15 protein-coding genes and 2 tRNA genes are annotated in these 17,697 nt (G+C 57.6%); 7 read left to right on the forward strand and 10 right to left on the reverse strand.

Going from position 1 to position 17,697, the window contains the following annotated elements:
- Positions 1 to 44: 44 nt before the first annotated feature.
- Positions 45 to 836, forward strand: coding sequence for an exodeoxyribonuclease III (xth, locus tag AC13QY_RS23290; RefSeq protein ID WP_113352628.1), 792 nt, complete (start codon positions 45 to 47; stop codon positions 834 to 836).
- A gap of 63 nt (positions 837 to 899) precedes the next feature.
- Here the strand turns inward: xth and exoR are convergent, their stop codons facing one another.
- The 5 genes from exoR to AC13QY_RS23315 form a co-directional block, all read right to left on the reverse strand.
- A complete protein-coding gene (gene exoR, locus AC13QY_RS23295; RefSeq protein ID WP_069611965.1) occupies positions 900 to 1,703 on the reverse strand; it encodes an exopolysaccharide production regulator ExoR in 804 nt (267 codons plus the stop codon).
- A 682-nt stretch (positions 1,704 to 2,385) separates the two neighbouring features.
- Positions 2,386 to 3,645: an OmpP1/FadL family transporter gene (locus AC13QY_RS23300; protein WP_113333494.1), complete on the reverse strand. Its 1,260-nt coding sequence runs from the start codon at positions 3,643 to 3,645 to the stop codon at positions 2,386 to 2,388.
- A 471-nt stretch (positions 3,646 to 4,116) separates the two neighbouring features.
- A complete protein-coding gene (locus AC13QY_RS23305) occupies positions 4,117 to 6,960 on the reverse strand; it encodes a valine--tRNA ligase (protein WP_113333495.1) in 2,844 nt (947 codons plus the stop codon).
- A gap of 122 nt (positions 6,961 to 7,082) precedes the next feature.
- Positions 7,083 to 7,955, reverse strand: a complete 873-nt coding sequence (locus AC13QY_RS23310) for a DUF2497 domain-containing protein (RefSeq protein ID WP_113352687.1) — start codon at positions 7,953 to 7,955, stop codon at positions 7,083 to 7,085.
- Between the two features lie 258 nt (positions 7,956 to 8,213).
- Entirely contained in the window at positions 8,214 to 8,864 is a 651-nt protein-coding gene (locus AC13QY_RS23315; RefSeq protein ID WP_113352630.1) for a protein-L-isoaspartate O-methyltransferase family protein, read from the reverse strand.
- Between the two features lie 450 nt (positions 8,865 to 9,314).
- On the opposite strand from AC13QY_RS23315, the gene AC13QY_RS23320 reads away from it, so the two are divergent.
- Entirely contained in the window at positions 9,315 to 9,755 is a 441-nt protein-coding gene (locus AC13QY_RS23320; protein WP_113333497.1) for a Rap1a/Tai family immunity protein, read from the forward strand.
- Positions 9,756 to 10,642: 887 nt separating this feature from the next.
- On the opposite strand, the gene AC13QY_RS23325 is transcribed toward AC13QY_RS23320, so the two are convergent.
- A tRNA-Cys gene (locus AC13QY_RS23325) sits at positions 10,643 to 10,716 on the reverse strand.
- Positions 10,717 to 10,897: 181 nt separating this feature from the next.
- On the opposite strand from AC13QY_RS23325, the gene AC13QY_RS23330 reads away from it, so the two are divergent.
- The 3 genes from AC13QY_RS23330 (at position 10,898) to AC13QY_RS23340 (ending at position 13,539) form a co-directional block, all read left to right on the forward strand.
- On the forward strand, positions 10,898 to 11,092 hold the full coding sequence (locus AC13QY_RS23330; protein WP_197044209.1) for a GNAT family protein: 195 nt from the start codon (positions 10,898 to 10,900) through the stop codon (positions 11,090 to 11,092).
- An 835-nt stretch (positions 11,093 to 11,927) separates the two neighbouring features.
- Positions 11,928 to 13,034, forward strand: a complete 1,107-nt coding sequence (locus AC13QY_RS23335) for a porin (protein ID WP_069611958.1) — start codon at positions 11,928 to 11,930, stop codon at positions 13,032 to 13,034.
- A gap of 370 nt (positions 13,035 to 13,404) precedes the next feature.
- On the forward strand, positions 13,405 to 13,539 hold the full coding sequence (locus tag AC13QY_RS23340; protein ID WP_267904003.1) for a hypothetical protein: 135 nt from the start codon (positions 13,405 to 13,407) through the stop codon (positions 13,537 to 13,539).
- A gap of 198 nt (positions 13,540 to 13,737) precedes the next feature.
- Here the strand turns inward: AC13QY_RS23340 and AC13QY_RS23345 are convergent, their stop codons facing one another.
- The 3 genes from AC13QY_RS23345 to AC13QY_RS23355 form a co-directional block, all read right to left on the reverse strand.
- Complete coding sequence (locus tag AC13QY_RS23345) at positions 13,738 to 13,923, reverse strand: hypothetical protein (protein WP_069611956.1); 186 nt, start codon at positions 13,921 to 13,923, stop codon at positions 13,738 to 13,740.
- A 311-nt stretch (positions 13,924 to 14,234) separates the two neighbouring features.
- Entirely contained in the window at positions 14,235 to 14,639 is a 405-nt protein-coding gene (locus AC13QY_RS23350) for a DoxX family protein (RefSeq protein ID WP_113352632.1), read from the reverse strand.
- A 299-nt stretch (positions 14,640 to 14,938) separates the two neighbouring features.
- Positions 14,939 to 15,013 (reverse strand) — tRNA-Asn (locus tag AC13QY_RS23355).
- Positions 15,014 to 15,129: 116 nt separating this feature from the next.
- Between AC13QY_RS23355 and AC13QY_RS23360 the strand changes: the two genes are divergently transcribed.
- Positions 15,130 to 15,441, forward strand: coding sequence for a hypothetical protein (locus AC13QY_RS23360; RefSeq protein ID WP_113352688.1), 312 nt, complete (start codon positions 15,130 to 15,132; stop codon positions 15,439 to 15,441).
- A gap of 10 nt (positions 15,442 to 15,451) precedes the next feature.
- Here AC13QY_RS23360 and AC13QY_RS23365 read toward each other — a convergent pair whose 3' ends face one another.
- Complete coding sequence (locus tag AC13QY_RS23365; protein ID WP_113352633.1) at positions 15,452 to 16,009, reverse strand: sugar O-acetyltransferase; 558 nt, start codon at positions 16,007 to 16,009, stop codon at positions 15,452 to 15,454.
- A gap of 326 nt (positions 16,010 to 16,335) precedes the next feature.
- On the opposite strand from AC13QY_RS23365, the gene AC13QY_RS23370 reads away from it, so the two are divergent.
- Complete coding sequence (locus AC13QY_RS23370; protein WP_113352634.1) at positions 16,336 to 17,688, forward strand: extracellular solute-binding protein; 1,353 nt, start codon at positions 16,336 to 16,338, stop codon at positions 17,686 to 17,688.
- Positions 17,689 to 17,697 lie beyond the last annotated feature (9 nt).

Consider the following 17,697-nt stretch of genomic DNA (forward strand, 5'->3'; position numbering starts at 1 on the left):
TCGGCTGCGGATACAACAAGGCGAAGCAAAGGAATGAGCCGCCCATGAAAATCGCCACCTGGAACATCAACGGCGTCAAAGCGCGTATCGAGAACCTCTGCCAATGGCTGAAGGACTCGAACCCGGACATCGTCTGCCTGCAGGAAATCAAAACGGTCGACGAAGGCTTTCCACGTCTGGAGATCGAAGCGCTCGGCTATCACGTCGAGACACATGGGCAGAAAGGCTTCAATGGCGTTGCGATTCTTTCGAAGACGAAACCGGATGAGGTGAGGCGCGGTTTACCCGGCGACGACAGCGACGAACAGGCCCGCTTCATCGAGGCTGTGTTCTCCGTTGAAGGACACGGCGCCCTGCGGGTCTGCTGCCTCTATCTGCCGAACGGCAATCCGGTCGATACCGAAAAATACCCCTACAAGCTCGCCTGGATGGAGCGCCTGCGCAAATTCGCCTTGGATCGCCTGGCCATGGAGGAGCCTCTGATACTCGCCGGCGACTACAACGTCATTCCGGAGCCACATGATTGTTTCGACCCGAAGGTCTGGGAGAGCGATGCCCTCTTCCTGCCACAGACGCGCCAGTCCTTCCGTCAGCTCGAACATCTCGGCTTTACCGATGCGGTGCGCGCGACGACGGATGCAATCAAGCTTTATTCATTCTGGGATTATCAGGCGGGCGCATGGCCGAAGAACAATGGCATTCGCATCGACCATCTGATGCTGTCGCCCGAGGCTGCCGATCGCCTCACCGCAACGGCAATCGAGAAACATGTGCGCGCCTGGGAAAAACCGTCGGACCACGTGCCCGTCATCGCGCATCTTGATTTCGGGAGCTAGTCCGTTCGGCTGCAAGCACACCGCGCGGCCCGAGCAACAACAACGTCAGTAAAGCCGGCGCGATCAATCGGAGCCGGCAACATCAAGCTGATGGGCCATGGAGACCGCTACGCGGCGGTCGTTCTCGTTGGCAACGGAGAATGCCTGCTCCTGCAGGTCTTCCATCCAGCTGCAGTCCTTCGGCTTGCACTTGTCCAGCGCCGCCGTCATGAAGGCGAGACCGCGGATGGATTGGCCTTCCTGGAACAGGATATTGCCGAAGACGGCCATGGCGCCCGGATGGCCGCTCTTGCGGGCCTGGTTCAGCCATTTCTTGGCCTGCTGAACATTGGTGGCGCCGCCCTCGCCGGACAGCATCATCTGCGCCAACTGGAACTGCGCTTCCGGAACGCCGAATGTCGATGCCACCTGGAAATAGAGCTGCCGGGCCTGGTTGAGGTCGATCTTCACCGGGCTGTTGGGAATGCCCGTCTTGTAGTAGCTCGCGAGCGCCAGCAGCGCATTGATGAAGAAGCCGGTGTCTTCCGAGCCCGGTTCCACACCCTGCTGGGCAATCTCGCTATAGATCTTGAAGGCTTCGAAATCGTTCTGCGCCACGCCGTCGCCATCGGCATACATATTGGCCAAGGCCCAGCGTGAGCCGGTATGGCCTTTTTCGGCGGCATAACGATAGGCTTCGACTGCCTCTTCCTTCTGTCCGTTCTTGTAGGCCTTAAAGCCGAACTTGAAGAGATCGAACGGACCTGATTCCTTGGTGACGCCGGCATTGATATCGAATGCCTTGGCTTGACCCGCCAGTACCACCGCGGTGGCAAGGGACAGGCTGAGCATCATGACTCTCGCTGATATGAACTCGGACTTAAACATAACAGTCGATTTCTTTCGCTCCATTCGGACCTGTCACGGCACTTGCATAATCGCCGCCAGCTTCACGAATGTTTTCCCTGATGGCGCACGAGACTGGATCGTCCTTCGAAAAGGCATTTCCTGTGGCATCCAACCGATGCTGTTTGCCACAATTGCGAGCATAGCTTGCAATTATGTCCAAACCAGCATTTGCGCGGCCGCTATCGCATCCCACCATCGAAGCAGCACCTTCGTTCGCCTTCCGATGATGGAGCCCAAAGATCGGCCGGCTGACGACTTCCCTTGGCAGACAACGCGTTTTCGGCTGCGTCGGAAGCATCGCAGCTCCGATCCCGAATTGTTGCTTATGCCAAAGTGGAAGTTCACCCATCGACCGCTTACGCACTTTCTACAAGCTTGCCCCTGTGCCCACGTAATCGCTGCTCCCCATTTGTGGCGGGAAATGGACAAATTGTAATCTGATCACGTGGCTGCAATGTCTTGAAATAGAGTGTTGCTAATTCGTCACAAAGATTTTATCGAACTTGAGATTTCTTTAACCATAAATCAGGCAAAAGGGGCGGTTTGCGTTCCGCCTTTTGCCGATCAGACAAAGAAACGTCGCGAGGCTCGGAAAAGCTCGCGACGTTGATGATAGAGTGAAGGATCAGTCAACTAGCTCCTTCAATTCAATGGCTTATCGTCAGAAGCTGACTTTCACCGATGTCTGAAGAGCGGCGACCAAGTCATTGCCGAAGCTATAGGTCGCATCATTGCCGTAGACGACACCGCCGCGCGTGACCGGTCCGGATTTGCCTGATGTCATGAGGCCGAGAGCGCCGCCGAAATTGAACTGAACATGCTCTGTCGCCTTATAGGCCACGCCCGCGCCGAGGGTCCATGTATCGGAGTTCATGCCATAGCCATCGCTTGTACCGCGATCCCAGGTCAGGCTGACGGCGCCGCTCCACTTGTCATTGAACTTGTGCCCGACACCGCCGGTGATCGTCCAGCCGTCCCTGTACAGCAGATCAAGCGAGGTAAGCTCTGTGGGGCCATTGGCTCTGCAGGATATGCTGCGCGTGGAGCTCGGGCAGAGCGCTATGCTCTGAAGGATACTCCAGTTGGTCCATTTAACCGATCCGAAGGCCAGCCAATCAGGCGCGATGCCGGTCTGTACCTTCCATTCCAGGGAGTCGGGAGCATCGGCCGAGCCGAAAACAGACGTTACCTTGCCACCGAAGCCGGGGACAACAGGTGGCGGTACTTCGGTCAGGTCGACGCTGCCCTTCAGGTTGTCGTATTTGACCCGGCTGTTGTAGACGAGGCTCGTGCGGAAGGCATATTCCGGAATTTCGTAGGCGATACCCGCGCGCCAGCCCCAGCCGTGACCGTCGATGTCAAGCGAACCCATGCCGTTGTAAATGGCTGAAATCGGAGCCGGAGTGGCGTAGACGAGGCGCGACTTGTAGCCGCTGACTTCCTGATAGAAACCGCCGCCGATCAGACGCAGCTGACCCGGACCCGCATCGAACTTGTACGAGCAGGTGGCCGAATAGTTGTTCGTGCGAACCTTGACTTCGGTTTCGTTATTGGCGCCGGCCCAATTTGAACCTTCGTTGAGATGGCCGCCGAAAGGCTGCGAATAGTCGGCCATGCAGTCGAGATCATCGGTGATGCCGATCTTGAAAGCGGCATAGGGAATGGCGTAATTTTCCGACGCATCCGTCGAACGGCTACGGTTGTTGAGGTTGCCGTCAGCCGGGTTGATGTCCTTGGCGTTCTTCAGTTTACGGTCGGGCATGACGTAAGTAACGCCTGACTCGAATACATAACGGCCTTTGTCGAAAAGCAAATCAATATCATAGCCGCCACGATCAAGGCCGCCCGCAAAAGCAGCGGTCGCGAAAGACGAGCTGATAACGAGTGTGACTGCGCTCCTCAACGCAACAGAAAATGCCATTGTATCTCCCCCACATGTGCATTCAGTGGTTTGATTGTTGCGACGATCGCGTGAATTGGCAATGTGGCCCACAAGAGCACTGGCCATGTAAGAGAGTGATTGATTTACGTAAGAAAACGAACGCCGCCTCTGAAAATCCATCGGTGTAGGTAATTTTTTCTTTCGAAATAGCATTTTTAGCCCCTAATAGAATCTCATTCTTCACGGCAACAATTCTGTTACAATATGACAACAGTTTTGCTTTTCGAGCGTGTCCAGCAACTTTAGGGGTAATCTGTTTCGCCTGTGCGAAACTGACGGCGGATCCAGGGTGTTAGATCCCGTCAATCCTATCGATTCGAGAGAAATAAACAAAAAGGCACGCGGCGAACACCGCGTGCCTTTTTCGATCCCAGATCTCTACTTCCTTAAGCGAATCGCGATTCCTCAGTTTCGCTTCTTGTGCTTTTCACCTTCGATCGCACGCGTGTCCTAGCCGGCCTCGCTGACGCGGGCCAGCGCCACCTTGAGGCTGGACTGCTGCCCCTCGAGCTCACCGAGGCGCTCGCGCTCGGCGGCCACGACGTCCGGATTGGCATTGGCAACGAACTTCTCGTTCGAAAGCTTGCCGGCAATGCGGGCAATTTCCTGATCGTTCTTGGCAATCGCCTTTTCGAGGCGCGCTTTCTCGGCGGAGAGATCGATGAGGCTGCCAAGCGGCAGGCAGATCGTCGCCTCGCCGACGACGATCTGAGCGGCACCCTTCGGTGCGGTATCGGCAAGCGAAACCGCTTCCACGCGCGCCAGCCGCTTGATGGCGGCATCGTGACGGAAGAGGCGCTCGCGCGTCAGGCTATTGGCATCGACAACAACCAATGGCGCCGTCGCGGCCGGCGGCACGTTCATTTCCGAACGAACGGAGCGAATGCCGGAAACGAGATCGATCAGCCAATTGATTTCATCGGCGGCGACATTGTCGGCATAGGACGGTGCCGGCCAATCCGCATGGCAGATCAGGCCCTCACGCTCCTGCCCCTCGCCTGCCGTGTGCGCCCAGAGCTCCTCGGTCATGAAGGGCATGAACGGGTGCAAAAGCTTGTAGGTCTCTTCGAGAACATAGGCAGCGCAGGACTGAGCCTCCGCCTTGGCATTCTCGTCTTCGCCATTGAAGATCGGCTTCAAGAGCTCAAGGTACCAGTCACAGAACTGATTCCAGATGAAACGATAGAGAGCGCCTGCGGCATCATTGAAGCGGAAGCTTTCCAGCGCTTCGGTAACGTCACGCTCCGCACGCGCCAGCTCTGTCAGGATCCAGCGGTTTACGGTGAGCTCGGCCGCTTCGGGCACGAAATGCGGATCGCTCTTTGCACCGTTCATTTCGGCAAAGCGCGTGGCGTTCCAGAGCTTGGTGCCGAAGTTGCGGTAACCGGCGATGCGGGCCGGATCGAGCTTCACGTCTCGACCCTGCGCGGCCATGATCGCCAGCGTGAAACGCAGCGAATCGGCACCGTACTGATCGATCAGTTCCAGCGGATCGATGACGTTGCCCTTGGACTTCGACATCTTCTGCCCGTTCTTGTCGCGAACGAGAGCATGAATATAGACCGTGCTGAACGGCTCGACGGGATTGCCGTTCTCATCCTTCATGAAATGCAGGCCCATCTGCATCATGCGAACGACCCAGAACGGAATGATGTCGAAGCCGGTCACAAGGAGGTTCGTTGGATAGTAGCGCGCCAGTTCCGGCGTCTCGTCCGGCCAGCCGAGCGTGGAGAACGGCCAGAGTGCGGACGAGAACCAGGTGTCGAGCACATCTTCATCGCGCGTCAGAATTTCGTCGGGCTTGAAATTCTCCAGCAGGTCCTCGACATAAGCCTTCATCGGCCCTTCATGCGAGAGATAGTGCTGGATCGCGGCCTGCAGCGCTTCTTCCTCGGATTTTTCGACAAAGACCTGCCCGTCCGGGCCATACCATGCCGGAATCTGGTGACCCCACCAGAGTTGACGGGAAATGCACCACGGCTCGATATTTTCGAGCCAGTTGAAATAGGTATTCTCCCAATTCCTGGGCACGAACTTGGTTCTGCCCTCGCGAACGGATTCCAGCGCGGGCTGCCCCAACGTCTTGTTGTCGACGAACCACTGTTCCGTCAGGCGCGGCTCGATCGGCACCCCGCCACGATCGCCATGCGGCACGGCATGCGTATGCGGCTCGATCTTGTCGAGCAGGCCCGCCTCTTCGAAGATACGAACGATGATCTTGCGAGCCTCGAAGCGGTCCTTGCCTTCCAGCTCGTCCCAGGCGCCATGCAGCGCTGCCGGATGATCGAGATCCTGGAGGAAGTCCTCGTTATCCTTGATGGTGATCGAGGCATCGACGTCCATGACGTTGATGGCACGCAGTCCGGCGCGCTTGCCGACTTCGAAGTCGTTGAAATCATGCGCCGGCGTGATCTTTACCGCGCCAGTGCCGGCAGTCGGATCGGCATAGGAATCGGCGACGATCGGGACCCTGCGGCCAACGATCGGCAGGATGACATGCTTGCCGACAATACCCCGATAACGCTCGTCTTCCGGATTGACCGCGATGCCAGTATCGCCGAGCATCGTTTCCGGACGCGTCGTCGCAACGACGATATAATCGCGCGTTTCGAATTCGGTCGGCTTGCCTTCCTCGTCGAAGGCGATCGGATATTGATAGGTAACGCCGGGCTCCAGCGGATAGCGCAAGTGCCAGAGATTGCCCTTCACCTCATGCTGCTCGACCTCCATATCGGAGATCGCCGTCAAGAGCTTCGGGTCCCAGTTGACGAGGCGCTTGTCCTTGTAGATCAGGCCTTCCTTGTAGAGCGTGACGAAGACTTCGAGAACGGCCTTGGACAGGCCCTCGTCCATGGTGAAGCGTTCGCGCGACCAGTCGCAGGACGCGCCGAGGCGCTTCAGCTGGTTGAAGATCAAACCGCCCGATTCGGCCTTCCATTCCCAGATCTTCTCGATGAAGGCTTCGCGGCCCATCTTGCGGCGATCCGGCTGCTGGCGCTCGGCGAGACGACGCTCGACGACCATCTGCGTGGCGATGCCTGCATGGTCCATGCCCGGCTGCCAGAGAACATCCTTGCCGCGCATGCGCTCGAACCGCACCATGATGTCCTGCAGCGTGTTGTTCAGCGCATGACCCATGTGCAGCGAACCGGTCACGTTCGGCGGCGGGATAACAATGGTGAAGGTTTCCGCGCCCGGCTTGGCGTTCGCACCGGCGCGAAAGGCGTCGGCCTCATCCCATTTTTGGGCGATCTTCGGTTCGACGGTGGCGGAATCATATGTTTTGTCGAGCATTTTATGACCGGATCTAGAGGACTGGGTGATGCGGGTTGTAAATAGGATGGCCGTGGGCAAGTCAATAAAAAAGCCGCCCCGGAGCCCGGAGCGGCGGATCAGCTACCCGAAGCTCAGGCTTGTCAGCGGCGCGGACCGCGGGCCACTCGTTCGATTTCTTCACGCACGAGACGTTCCACAAGGGTCGGCAAGTTGTCGTCGAGCCATTCCTGAAGCATGGGTCGGAGCATCTCTTGCGCCAGTTCATCGAGAGAACGGCGCGGGCCGCCATCGACGATGGCAGCCAGCTCTTCAAACGAGCGGGAAACCTGTGCGCCGGCGGCTTCCGACATCAGCGGCGATGCGGATACGGCCTGGGCCGATGGCGAGGATGCAGCCTCCGCTTGCACCGCAATGGTTAGTTCTGACGCCTCAAAAATCGGTGTCTCGGCGGATGCTGCGACCTGAGGCACCGCAGAGGCAGCCGTCGGCCTCTGCGCTTCCATCTCAGGTTCAACCTCGGCCACCGCCGGCATAACAGGCGGAGCGACCGGCGCGGCAACATCCGCAATGGCCTGTCTCAGGGGGGTGTCGGCGATCGGCTCGACGTGCACCTCGGCAAGGCGCGCAGCCATGGCGGGCGGCAGCTCGCGCGGCTGTGGCGGCTCACGCCCCGCATTCAGCAATGCGGCGGTATTACGCTCGGAAGCAGCACGCACACGCGCGGCAACATCGGCCAGCGACAGACCGCGGCCGCCAGCTTCCGGCTCTGCAACCGGCACCTGGGAGTTTGCCGCAACGAAACGAGGATCCTGTTCCGCTGCGCGCGCCCGATCGGCGGCAGCGAACTCTTCATCCACAGTCAATTGAATATCGTCATCACGCATGCCGGTGCCGGCGAAATGCGTTGAGGGAACCGGCTTGGCGCCTACGGGTTCGTTGCTTTCGATGATCCTGCGGATCGACGCCAGAATCTCTTCCATGGACGGTTCACGCACTACATTTGGCTGAGCCATATTCATCCCCGTTTTCCCATATTCAGCGACCGGAAACCCGCACCACAAACTCGCCAGGCGGCACCCGAATCAGGGCCACCCTAGATGACTGCCTTCGGGAAAAAAATCACCTGAAAAGCACTAAACCCGGTGATGCACAGTTTTGTTACGATCACGACGAATCGCTTTGCTAAGCACGATTCTGCCACAGGCGGCGACAATAAAAAACAGGCGCCAAAAGGCGCCCGTCGCAAGCTCAAAAATAGCTCGTCCAGAAAATCAGAAGACGAATTCCTTGGCCTTGGCAAAGCCCGGAAGCGGCTTGATCGAGGCGTTGAAGAAGACGTTTTCCGAGAAGGCACCGCGCTCGCGCATGAAAACGGTGGCTCGGGCGGCATGACCATAGCCGATGACCGTGATCAGGCGGCCGTCTTCGCCGAGCTGGTCAAGCAGGCCCTGCGGCAACTGCTCGATCGAGCCGTTGAGGAAAATCACATCGTAGGGTGCATCGGCGGCATGCCCCTTTTCAAGGTCACCGCCAACAACGGTTACATTGTCATAGCCAAGCGCGGCAAGATTGGTCTTCGCCTGAGCTGCGAGCTCCTCGTTGGATTCAAGCGCGATAACCTTGCCGGCGAGAAGCGAGAGGACGGCCGACACGTAACCCGTGCCACAGCCGACATCGAGAACCTTGTCGTCCTTGGTGATCGCGCCGAGCTGCAGCAGCTTTGCAAGTGGCGAGGCTTCCATGAGGAAGCGCCCGGGAGCGACCTCGATATCGCAATCGACATACGCCAGGAGCTTCGACTTCTCCGGTACGAAGTTTTCGCGCGGTACGGCGAAAAATGCATTCAACACGGAATGGGAGGTGACATCCGTCGTCCGGATCTGGTTCTCGACCATCTTCACGCGCGCTGCTTCGAAATCCATCTTATCCTCTTGCGCCCTTGGTGCCCGAACGGGCTGGCTCTACTTTCTGTTACGCGTGTCTTAATCGCCTGACGCTGCGCTTTCAAGGCATTGCCGCAACAGGCGCCGAGATTCATGGTGAGGCGTCGCCGACGAACAACAATCGACCCCTTAAATTCGAGCCAGCGCCTTTTGATACTCGGGATTCTGCAAGGATTGCTAATCCGCCATGTCCCAGACCGGAACGCCCGTTAGCAAAATGTTAACTTCACACGACCACGCTTCAGGACATTGGACCCGCCCGGGTGGGTGACCAATCGACCTTCCGGCCCGAAGCTATTCGGCCCAAACATTAAATTTGAATAGAAGGTGGCTGGGATGCCTGTTTCTCTCGTTCTTTTCGTCGTAACGTCGCTGCCGCTGGTGGTTTTTCTGGCCGCGAGCCTTTCCTCGATGATGTAGGTTTTCCGAATGAGGCTTTCGCTCTTCGCTGCCGCGCTTCTCCTTCTCTTACCCCAGGTCGCGTTGAGCGAGGAAACGTCAAGCGAGGATGAGCCGAAAGAGACAGCCCCGATCATCGGACATGTCGTTACCGGAAAACAGCTCGACGAATGGTGCGAAGAGGACCGAACGCTTGCGTCTGTCTATATCCAGGGCATTCTCGACGAGGCCCAGCGGACGAAGAGCCTGACAATCCGAGCCACGAAGCAGACTCCGAAAAACTCATCGCGCTATGAGCGCTACCTTCAACAGTTCGTCGGCGCTTTCTGTCTGCCGCCCGAGCTCAGCAATACAAAGGCGACGACAATAGCCTGCAAATGGATGGCGGAGCACTCCTGGCAGCTCGAGCGACCTGCCAGCTCGTTGATCGCACGCGCCTACAAATTCGCCTTTCCTTGCCTTGAGGAATAGTCGTTCTTCCGCAATGGTGGCTAAGAACCGACACGAGACAGCTAAAACTTTCGCTGAGGATTGAGAATCATCCGAAGCGACCACGCCCCTGCCCGTCCGCGGACCAAATACGCAACGGAACCGGTAGCTCAAGCGAAGATCTCAGTCAGGCCGCAGATCGCGAGGCTTGATGCGCGAAGACGTCACATCGCATTTGCGTTGACAATTACTAAGTACGACTTATAATTAGGACGCTGAATTTGATTGACCTCTAGTCCAGCGAAAGGCGGCCCAGTTTTTTCCCTAGACTGGACCGCTTTTGCTTTTGTGGAAGCACGAATTCTCTATTCATTTGCTTCGCACTTTCAGCACCGAACCGGATCGGCGTTCGATTGCATTTGTCACTTGGGCGATGCCCGAAGCTGAAACGCCGACACCCGCCATCCTCAACTCCCGCAACTCCTCAGTACCTTAAGCGTCATTTCAGTTTCGAATGCGACGCTGTGACGGGGATAGGGAGTATCAATGTCGTTACCGAAGTCGCAGTGGCTTGCGCTGACACCGGTCGAGCGCAGGAAGCTTGCTCGCCTAATTATGATTCGACTGCTGCCAATCTTCGGTGCTTTGGCACTGCTCGGTATCGTGTCGCTTATGATGTTTGCTCAATAGAGAATTTCGAAAGATCGAACGCGCCACCGCCGTCCTGCACACTGGGCAGGCAGATGCCGGACTACCCGTGATCGGAGCAAATGGAATAGGCACCAGATCATTGCTGGCAGCCAATGAGACAGAAAACCGAACATAGAACGGATTGCCACATTTAACTTCGGTATAGCTGAATGCTTCAGGCCCAAATCGCGCTGAAATTCCGCAGAAAAATCAATTGCTTATTGTTGATTAAGGGAAATTGGAGGCCTCGCCCGGAATCGAACCGGGGTGCAAGGATTTGCAGTCCTCTGCGTAACCACTCCGCCACGAGGCCATCCGAAAGCAATTTGCGTTGTGGTGGCGCGGATTTAGAATGATCCAAAGAAAACCGCAAGAGGCTTATTCTGAATTCTGTCCTTTTTTCACTCTGAAGAGAGAATTGCCCGCTGCTCGTGTGTAAGCCTTCAATGCGGGTGATGAAATGCATTGCGCCCAAGACGGCAGGAGCGTCGCAGATGTGCCAATATCGGCCGAACGGCTTTCATGCTGGAAAAGATGTCGTCACCGTCGACGTAAACGAGCAGAATGCGGGCGCTGTCGGCTTTTACGAGCGGCTCGGATTCAAGGGGACGGGGCGCGCCGATGTCGACGATCAGGGCCGCCCCTACCCGATCCTTCATTTGCGATGGCAAAGACCGACCGCGCCATGAGGCGCTGCTGCCGATGACGCTTCATTTCAGATGCTGTGGCGACCATCTTGGATTTTGGCGAACCGATGGAAACTGAGGGCGAAAATTCATTGCTGGATCGCGACGCAGCCATCCTATCGGGCGCCTGGAGCTGCCAGCCCATTCAGGTAGGTTATGGAAACCTGTGGTGGCTGTTAGCATTCGTACTACCGGTTTGTAAGCCACCCACGGACCGGACAGTGCCGCGTCCGACGAGACTACGCCCCCAGTAATGTCGTCGGACGCACCATGGCCAAGCGCCCATCAACCGCATCGCAACCAAGCGCGATTCCAGACGGTCTCTCACCTTCTCTTTTATAGAGTGATGCGCGTGCGCCACCACGGGTTTCGTTGCCGGGAATCGTTTCAATAGTTGCGACTCAGAAGAACCGCGACTCGGGCGGCCATCCGGATTGAGGGGCAATCGGCTGCGCCCGGTCTCAGGAGTGCCCATAATCATATGGCGGCGGCTTCCTGCCCTCGCCCGCCCCAAATCAGCGCGCGTATCGCCTTAACAGCCGGAGACGTAAACGCTTTCTGGACTTATAGAAGACAAGCCATCCAAACGAGATGGCAAACAGGCTGGGATCAGACGCCCCGTGAATTGCGTCATTTTTGCAACAACGCCGGTTTTCGAGTAGTGCACATATAGTTCCGTCCCCTTAGTATCTTGCCAAATCACTGAAGCAGGTTCAGGAAATAGTTCGCGAAGCTTATTACTTCGCACCTACTGATAGGGAACATGAACGGGATGGGGTTGGGCACGTCGTTTCTCGGCGCGATATCTCATGCCCAATCAAGAAAGATTGGAGTTATTATGAACATCAAGAGCCTTCTTCTCGGCTCCGCTGCTGCTTTGGCAGCAGTATCCGGTGCTCACGCTGCTGACGCTATCGTAGCAGCTGAGCCCGAGCCGCTGGAATACGTCCGTATCTGCGACGCATACGGCGCTGGCTACTTCTTCATCCCGGGCACCGAAACCTGCCTCAAGATCGGCGGCAAGGTTCGTACGGAAGGTGAATGGTACAACGCTTACAACCGCGACAGCCATCAGGGCACACTCTGGCACACCCGTGCTGAGTTGAACGTCGACACCGCGACCGACACCGAGTACGGTCCGCTGAAGACCGAAACCATCGTTCGTTGGGACTGGAACGACGGCGGCTCCACATCCACCAACCTGCTGTGGTCCTACATCAGCCTCGGCGGCTTCACCGTTGGTAAGAAGGACTCGCAGTACAACCTGTACATCGGTTACGCCGGCGACGTCATCAACGACGACGTGATCTATGACGGTCCGTACGAACTCAACCAGCTGACCTATGAATATGATGCCGGCAACGGCTTCTCGGCTGTGATCTCGCTCGAAGATTCCAACTCCGCCACGACCGGCTCGGCATCCTACGGTGCAAGCTGGTGGACGGACGACAAGACGAACCACTACGCTCCTGACGTCGTCGCCGGTGCCGGCTTCAAGTCTGGCGCATGGGGCTTCAAGGTCGTCGGCGGTTACGACTCGATCGTCGAAGAAGGCGCCATCAAGGCTCGTGTTGACGCTGACTTCGGCGCATTCACGGCCTTCTTGATGGGCGGTTGGAACACCGACGGCGACAAGCTCAACAAGTACGCAGGCACCAACCAGGACGTCTCCGCTTGCACGGCACCGAACGGTACCGTCAATGCATCGAAGTGCGGCTGGGGTGACTGGGCTGTCTGGGGCGGCGTTGGCGTTCCGTTCAACGACAAGCTGAAGTGGAACCTCCAGCTCGCCTATAGCGACTCGAAGATCTTCGAAGCAACCACGAACCTGAAGTTCAACCCGGTCAAGAACCTCCTGGTCGAGCCGGAACTGACCTACGTTCACTATGACTATGCCCACGACGACACCGTTTCGGGCATCCTGCGCTTCGAACGCAACTTCTAACCTGATCAGACTTGACCTCCGATCAGAGAAGGAAGGGGGCCGGCTTTCCCTGCCGGCCCCCTTTTTGTTGTAACACCCGCAATCAGCGGCTCCTCCTGCGATCAATACGCGTGTCATAAGGATCTCCAGTCAACGAAAAGGGGAACCTAGTCGCTGCCCTGGCGTTTAGCGATGAAAGGGACATGGCTGAATACAGGAGTTAGAATCTTGAAACACCACCTTGCCTCACTCGCCTTGAGCGTGACGCTGGCCATAGGCTCGGCGCTACCCGCCGCCCTGCCCGCAATGGCCGCGCCGCCGAGCAATCCATCCATATCGCGCGCGTCTGATATTATCCTTGTGCAAGAGCGTGGATCGCGCCGATGGGGCGATGACGACCGTCCCCGCTGGCGCGATCGCGATCGCCGTCACTGGCATGGTGACCGCGGCTGGGATCGCCGCCGTCATTGGGATGACAGATGGCGGGACGACCGTCGCTATCATCATCGCCGCCATGGCGGCGTAATATTCGAGATTCGGCCCTAGCGTACCGGCGCTGCGGGCAGTTGGCACATCGCAGCTGATGTGCCGGCTGCCAAACTGCCGCCACACGCAGGCAACCGGTCACTTCGAGGTATAACGCAAACGATACGGCCGCCACCGGAACTCCGGCAGCGGCCGTATGGGTTTAAGAGGAACCTGCGCCGGCCCTTAAGTCTTCCGATCAGCGGCAGACGCGCACGTGGCGCACAACCCAGCGCCCATGAATCTTGCGCTTTACCTTCTTCACATGGCAGTGATGATGATAGTGGTGATGACGATGATGATGCATCGGAGCGGCCTCGGACGGCACGCTGAAGGCAAAGACCGACGCCACAGCTACTGCAGAAGCAAGAATCAGATTTTTCATGTCGAACCTCTAAAGCATTGGGGGACTATGCTGCGCGGATCGCGCATTACGTTCATGCGCCGCATGGCATTAACGACACATGAACATGCTCTCACATTCGCGAGAGCAACCATACCTTGAACTAATTTTTTCAGAAAGACCACATATATCCACCCGAGAGATCCCTTGGCGGGCTCTCGACAATCACGAATGCATCATTTTGGCACGATCTCATTAGCCCGCTACCATTCACCATCCCGTGGGAAGAAAAGTGCAGCGCAAGATATTGTTATTGCACCGCAAAAATCCTGAATGAGTCATGCGCTCGATTTTCAGTCGTCCACCGAACGAAGGGGCAGCAGGCGCCGAATACGTTCGTCGCGAAGATAAAGACCACCCCACGCCATGACGCCGAGTAATAAACTTATAAGTTGTGGAGGCGACCCGATTTCTCCGAGACGCAGATGGGCGCAAATTGCACCGCCGAAGAACCCGGTCGTCAGGATCGCTCCAAGGACTGCCGTGCGCGGAATTGCGTAAAGAATGACGCAGACGAAGATGATCAAACCCACCACCGTAGCCAGATTGGCGGGAAAGCCCGTCTCCTCCATCTGCGCGCTGATCAAGGCTGGCGCAAACAGATCAACCGCCCCATCGGCCACCAATGCAAGAATCACAATTACGCTAAGAACCCATCCCACCGCCACTCCACCACGAAAGCTCGCATTCTCGGCCATCTTATCCCCCAAATGTGCCAGATTTGGCCCACATCCCCGATTGCCCCACCGGCATTGACGCCTGGCTGACAGGTGGCGGCAATCTGGCATGAATGGGAAAGACCGGTCAACGAAGATACCGCTGTCGAACCAGGCGAGCCTCGGCCGAAGTCAGTGCTGCGGGGCATGCACAATAAAACTGTAAAAATGTGCTGCTATAAGCCTGGCCGCACTCATCAGCTTTGATGAATTACGAACACAGGATTAAGTCAATCGGGCACGCTTGCTCCGATATCAGCTTCAATTCTGTAGAAGAAGAGTGGCTCCCCGGGCCGGATTCGAACCGGCGACCTGTCGATTAACAGTCGAATGCTCTACCGCTGAGCTACCAGGGAATGCGCTTGGCGCGGTGTGAGCGGGGTAATACAAATGCTTTCCCGATTTGCCAAGCGGTTTTTTCAAAAAAAATGCATTCTCTTGCATTATTTCCTCGCGCCACCATTTCCTGTGGATGACCGATCAAAGCGAAACGACAGCAAATGCCGATCGGAATGGCCGGAAAACCCGCCATTTTGGCATTGATCCCTCGACCCGCGAGCTGGTTTTCGGCTCCGTGAGAATTCCCCTACCTCGATCGCGTCTTGCCCGCGTCGGCGTGGGGATAGCCCTCATTTTCGGCGGACTGCTCGGCTTCCTGCCGGTGCTCGGCTTCTGGATGCTGCCGCTGGGCTTCATCGTGCTCTCGCACGATATGCCTATGGTGCGCCGTTGGCGCCGCCGCTTTGCCGTATGGTGGACGCGAAAACGCCGCCCGGCAAACTAACTCTTTTATCTTATCCCGCACGAACAGGACGAGCCGGATTGCCGACCACAGTCGCGCCAGCGGCAACATCCCTGGTGACGACCGCGCCGGCGCCGATGATCGCGCCGTCCCCCACCGACACGCCGCCGACTAGGATCGCGCCGCCGCCGATCCAGACGCTTCTACCGATCTTCACCGGCCGGGCGACTTCCAGACCCGCCCCGCGCAATTCGGCATCCCTATGATGTTCGGCGCAATAGATATGGACGCCCGGTCCCAGCATGCTGCCGTCACCGATGCGGACGCTGGCGCTATCGAGGATCGTGCAGCCGGCATTCATATAGACCCGACGGCCGAGCGAGATATTGATGCCATAGGAGCAATGAAACGGCGCCTCGATGAAGACGCTCTCGCCGATCTCGGCAAAGAGCGCAGACAAAGCCGGCGCAAGATTGCCCCGCTGGGCGGGCGGCATCGTGTTATGTGCATGCACTGCCTCGCGCGCCTGCCAGCGCAAGGCATCGAGCTCCGGATCGAAACAGCAGTACCACTCCCCCGCTGCCATTTTCTGCCGCTCGCTGAGACCCATATTCTCATTCCTCCAATGCCATCCGAACGTCCTGCCGGTGATCTTGCAACACGGCTCGGGGCACAGGCAAGGAGGACCATCGCGTCTTTCCAACCGACCAGCAATCTGTGGGCGAACAGGCGCAGCCCACACCTTTTGATCAGCAGAACCTCAAATGCACGATCCTGCGATAAGCGCTGCTCCGCAAAGCCGCTGCGCGTGTGAAAAAGCCCGTCAATGCGGGATTCTTGCCCACAACAAACTGTCACACAGCTTGTCTATAACGCCGCTACCGCGGACTTGCGCAAGGCCACCGGTTCCGAGCTTTCAAAAAGGAAATAGGGATTATGTCGAAACTTAAAAACTTCATTTCGGCTGCTACTGCCGGCGTCATGAGCGTCGCTTTGGCGATGCCGGCCGCTGCTGCTCCGACCAAGTTCGATTTCTGGTTTGGCCTTTCGGGCGACCTGGAACGCGTCGTCCAGACGCTCTGCAAGAACTTCAACGATTCCCAGAAGGATTATGAAGTTTCCTGCATCAGCCAAGGCAATTACGACGCCGCGCTGCAGAACACCATTGCCGCCTTCCGCGCCAACAAGCAGCCGACGATCGTCCAGGTCTATGACGTCGGCACCGCCACCATGATGCTTTCGGGCGCCTACTACCCGGTCAGCAAGCTGATGTCCGAAAACGGCTACAAGGTTAAGTGGGACGACTATTTCCCGGGTATCGCCCGCTACTACGCCACCTCCAAGGGCGAACTGCTTTCCTTCCCGTTCAATTCTTCGACCGCCCTGCTCTACTGGAACAAGGACGCCTTCGCCAAGATCGGCAAGACCGCCGCTCCGAAGACCTGGGAAGAAGCTGCCGAAGATATGAAGGCGCTCAAGGGCGCCGGCTATGATTGCCCGATGGCGATCAACATCTCCGGCAATGAAAGCTGGCAGCTGATGGAACAGTTCTCTGCCATCCACGACCAGCCGGTTGCCACCAAGAACAACGGCTATGACGGCCTCGACGCCCGCCTGACCGTCAACAAGACGAAGTTCGTCAAATACGTAACGGACCTCAAGAGCTGGTACGACCAGGGCCTCATCAAGATCAAGTCCAAGGACCTCGGCCAGGACATGGTTCAGGCCTTCGCCGCCGGCGATTGCCAGATGATCATGACCTCGGTCGGCGACCACGGTACGGTCGGCAAGACGCAGAAGGCCGGCATGAACTGGGATGTCGCCGAGCTCCCGGTTTACGCCGGCACCGAGCGCAAGAACTCGCTCGTCGGCGGCGCGTCGCTCTGGGTCCTCTCCGGCAAGTCGGCTGACGAGTACAAGGGTGCCGCAGCGTTCCTCGACTTCATCGGCAAGCCCGAAACCGCTTTGTTCTGGTCCACCAACACCGGCTACATCCCGGTCAAGAAGTCCGGCTTCGACTTCATGAAGTCCTCCGGTTTCTATGACAAGGCTCCATACAAGGGCCGCGAAGTCGCTATCGCCAGCCTGACCGCTTCCGAGCCGACCCCGATCACCCGCGGCGTCCGCCTCGGCAACTTCACGCAGATCCGCGCCGAATTCGGCAACCAGATGCAGGCCATCTTCGCCAATAAGGTCAGCGTCCAAGAAGGCATCGACAACCTGGTCAAGAACGGCAACGCCGTCCTCGACCGCTTCGAAGCCACCTACAAGGGCAAGCAGCTGCCGTAAGCAGCGCAA

This window comes from Martinezella sp. CNPSo 3795 (assembly GCF_057784475.1).

What these genes read in the sequence shown, in the direction of transcription:
- AC13QY_RS23315 (WP_113352630.1), bottom strand. Translation starts at nt 8,864, where the DNA reads ATGGATTTCGAAGCAGCGCGCGTGAAGATGGTCGAGAACCAGATCCGG.
- xth (WP_113352628.1), top strand. Translation starts at nt 45, where the DNA reads ATGAAAATCGCCACCTGGAACATCAACGGCGTCAAAGCGCGTATCGAG.
- AC13QY_RS23335 (WP_069611958.1), top strand. Translation starts at nt 11,928, where the DNA reads ATGAACATCAAGAGCCTTCTTCTCGGCTCCGCTGCTGCTTTGGCAGCA.
- AC13QY_RS23330 (WP_197044209.1), top strand. Translation starts at nt 10,898, where the DNA reads ATGTGCCAATATCGGCCGAACGGCTTTCATGCTGGAAAAGATGTCGTC.
- AC13QY_RS23370 (WP_113352634.1), top strand. Translation starts at nt 16,336, where the DNA reads ATGTCGAAACTTAAAAACTTCATTTCGGCTGCTACTGCCGGCGTCATG.
- AC13QY_RS23345 (WP_069611956.1), bottom strand. Translation starts at nt 13,923, where the DNA reads ATGAAAAATCTGATTCTTGCTTCTGCAGTAGCTGTGGCGTCGGTCTTT.
- AC13QY_RS23320 (WP_113333497.1), top strand. Translation starts at nt 9,315, where the DNA reads ATGAGGCTTTCGCTCTTCGCTGCCGCGCTTCTCCTTCTCTTACCCCAG.
- AC13QY_RS23360 (WP_113352688.1), top strand. Translation starts at nt 15,130, where the DNA reads ATGACCGATCAAAGCGAAACGACAGCAAATGCCGATCGGAATGGCCGG.
- AC13QY_RS23350 (WP_113352632.1), bottom strand. Translation starts at nt 14,639, where the DNA reads ATGGCCGAGAATGCGAGCTTTCGTGGTGGAGTGGCGGTGGGATGGGTT.
- AC13QY_RS23305 (WP_113333495.1), bottom strand. Translation starts at nt 6,960, where the DNA reads ATGCTCGACAAAACATATGATTCCGCCACCGTCGAACCGAAGATCGCC.
- AC13QY_RS23310 (WP_113352687.1), bottom strand. Translation starts at nt 7,955, where the DNA reads ATGGCTCAGCCAAATGTAGTGCGTGAACCGTCCATGGAAGAGATTCTG.
- exoR (WP_069611965.1), bottom strand. Translation starts at nt 1,703, where the DNA reads ATGTTTAAGTCCGAGTTCATATCAGCGAGAGTCATGATGCTCAGCCTG.
- AC13QY_RS23300 (WP_113333494.1), bottom strand. Translation starts at nt 3,645, where the DNA reads ATGGCATTTTCTGTTGCGTTGAGGAGCGCAGTCACACTCGTTATCAGC.
- AC13QY_RS23340 (WP_267904003.1), top strand. Translation starts at nt 13,405, where the DNA reads ATGACGACCGTCCCCGCTGGCGCGATCGCGATCGCCGTCACTGGCATG.
- AC13QY_RS23365 (WP_113352633.1), bottom strand. Translation starts at nt 16,009, where the DNA reads ATGGGTCTCAGCGAGCGGCAGAAAATGGCAGCGGGGGAGTGGTACTGC.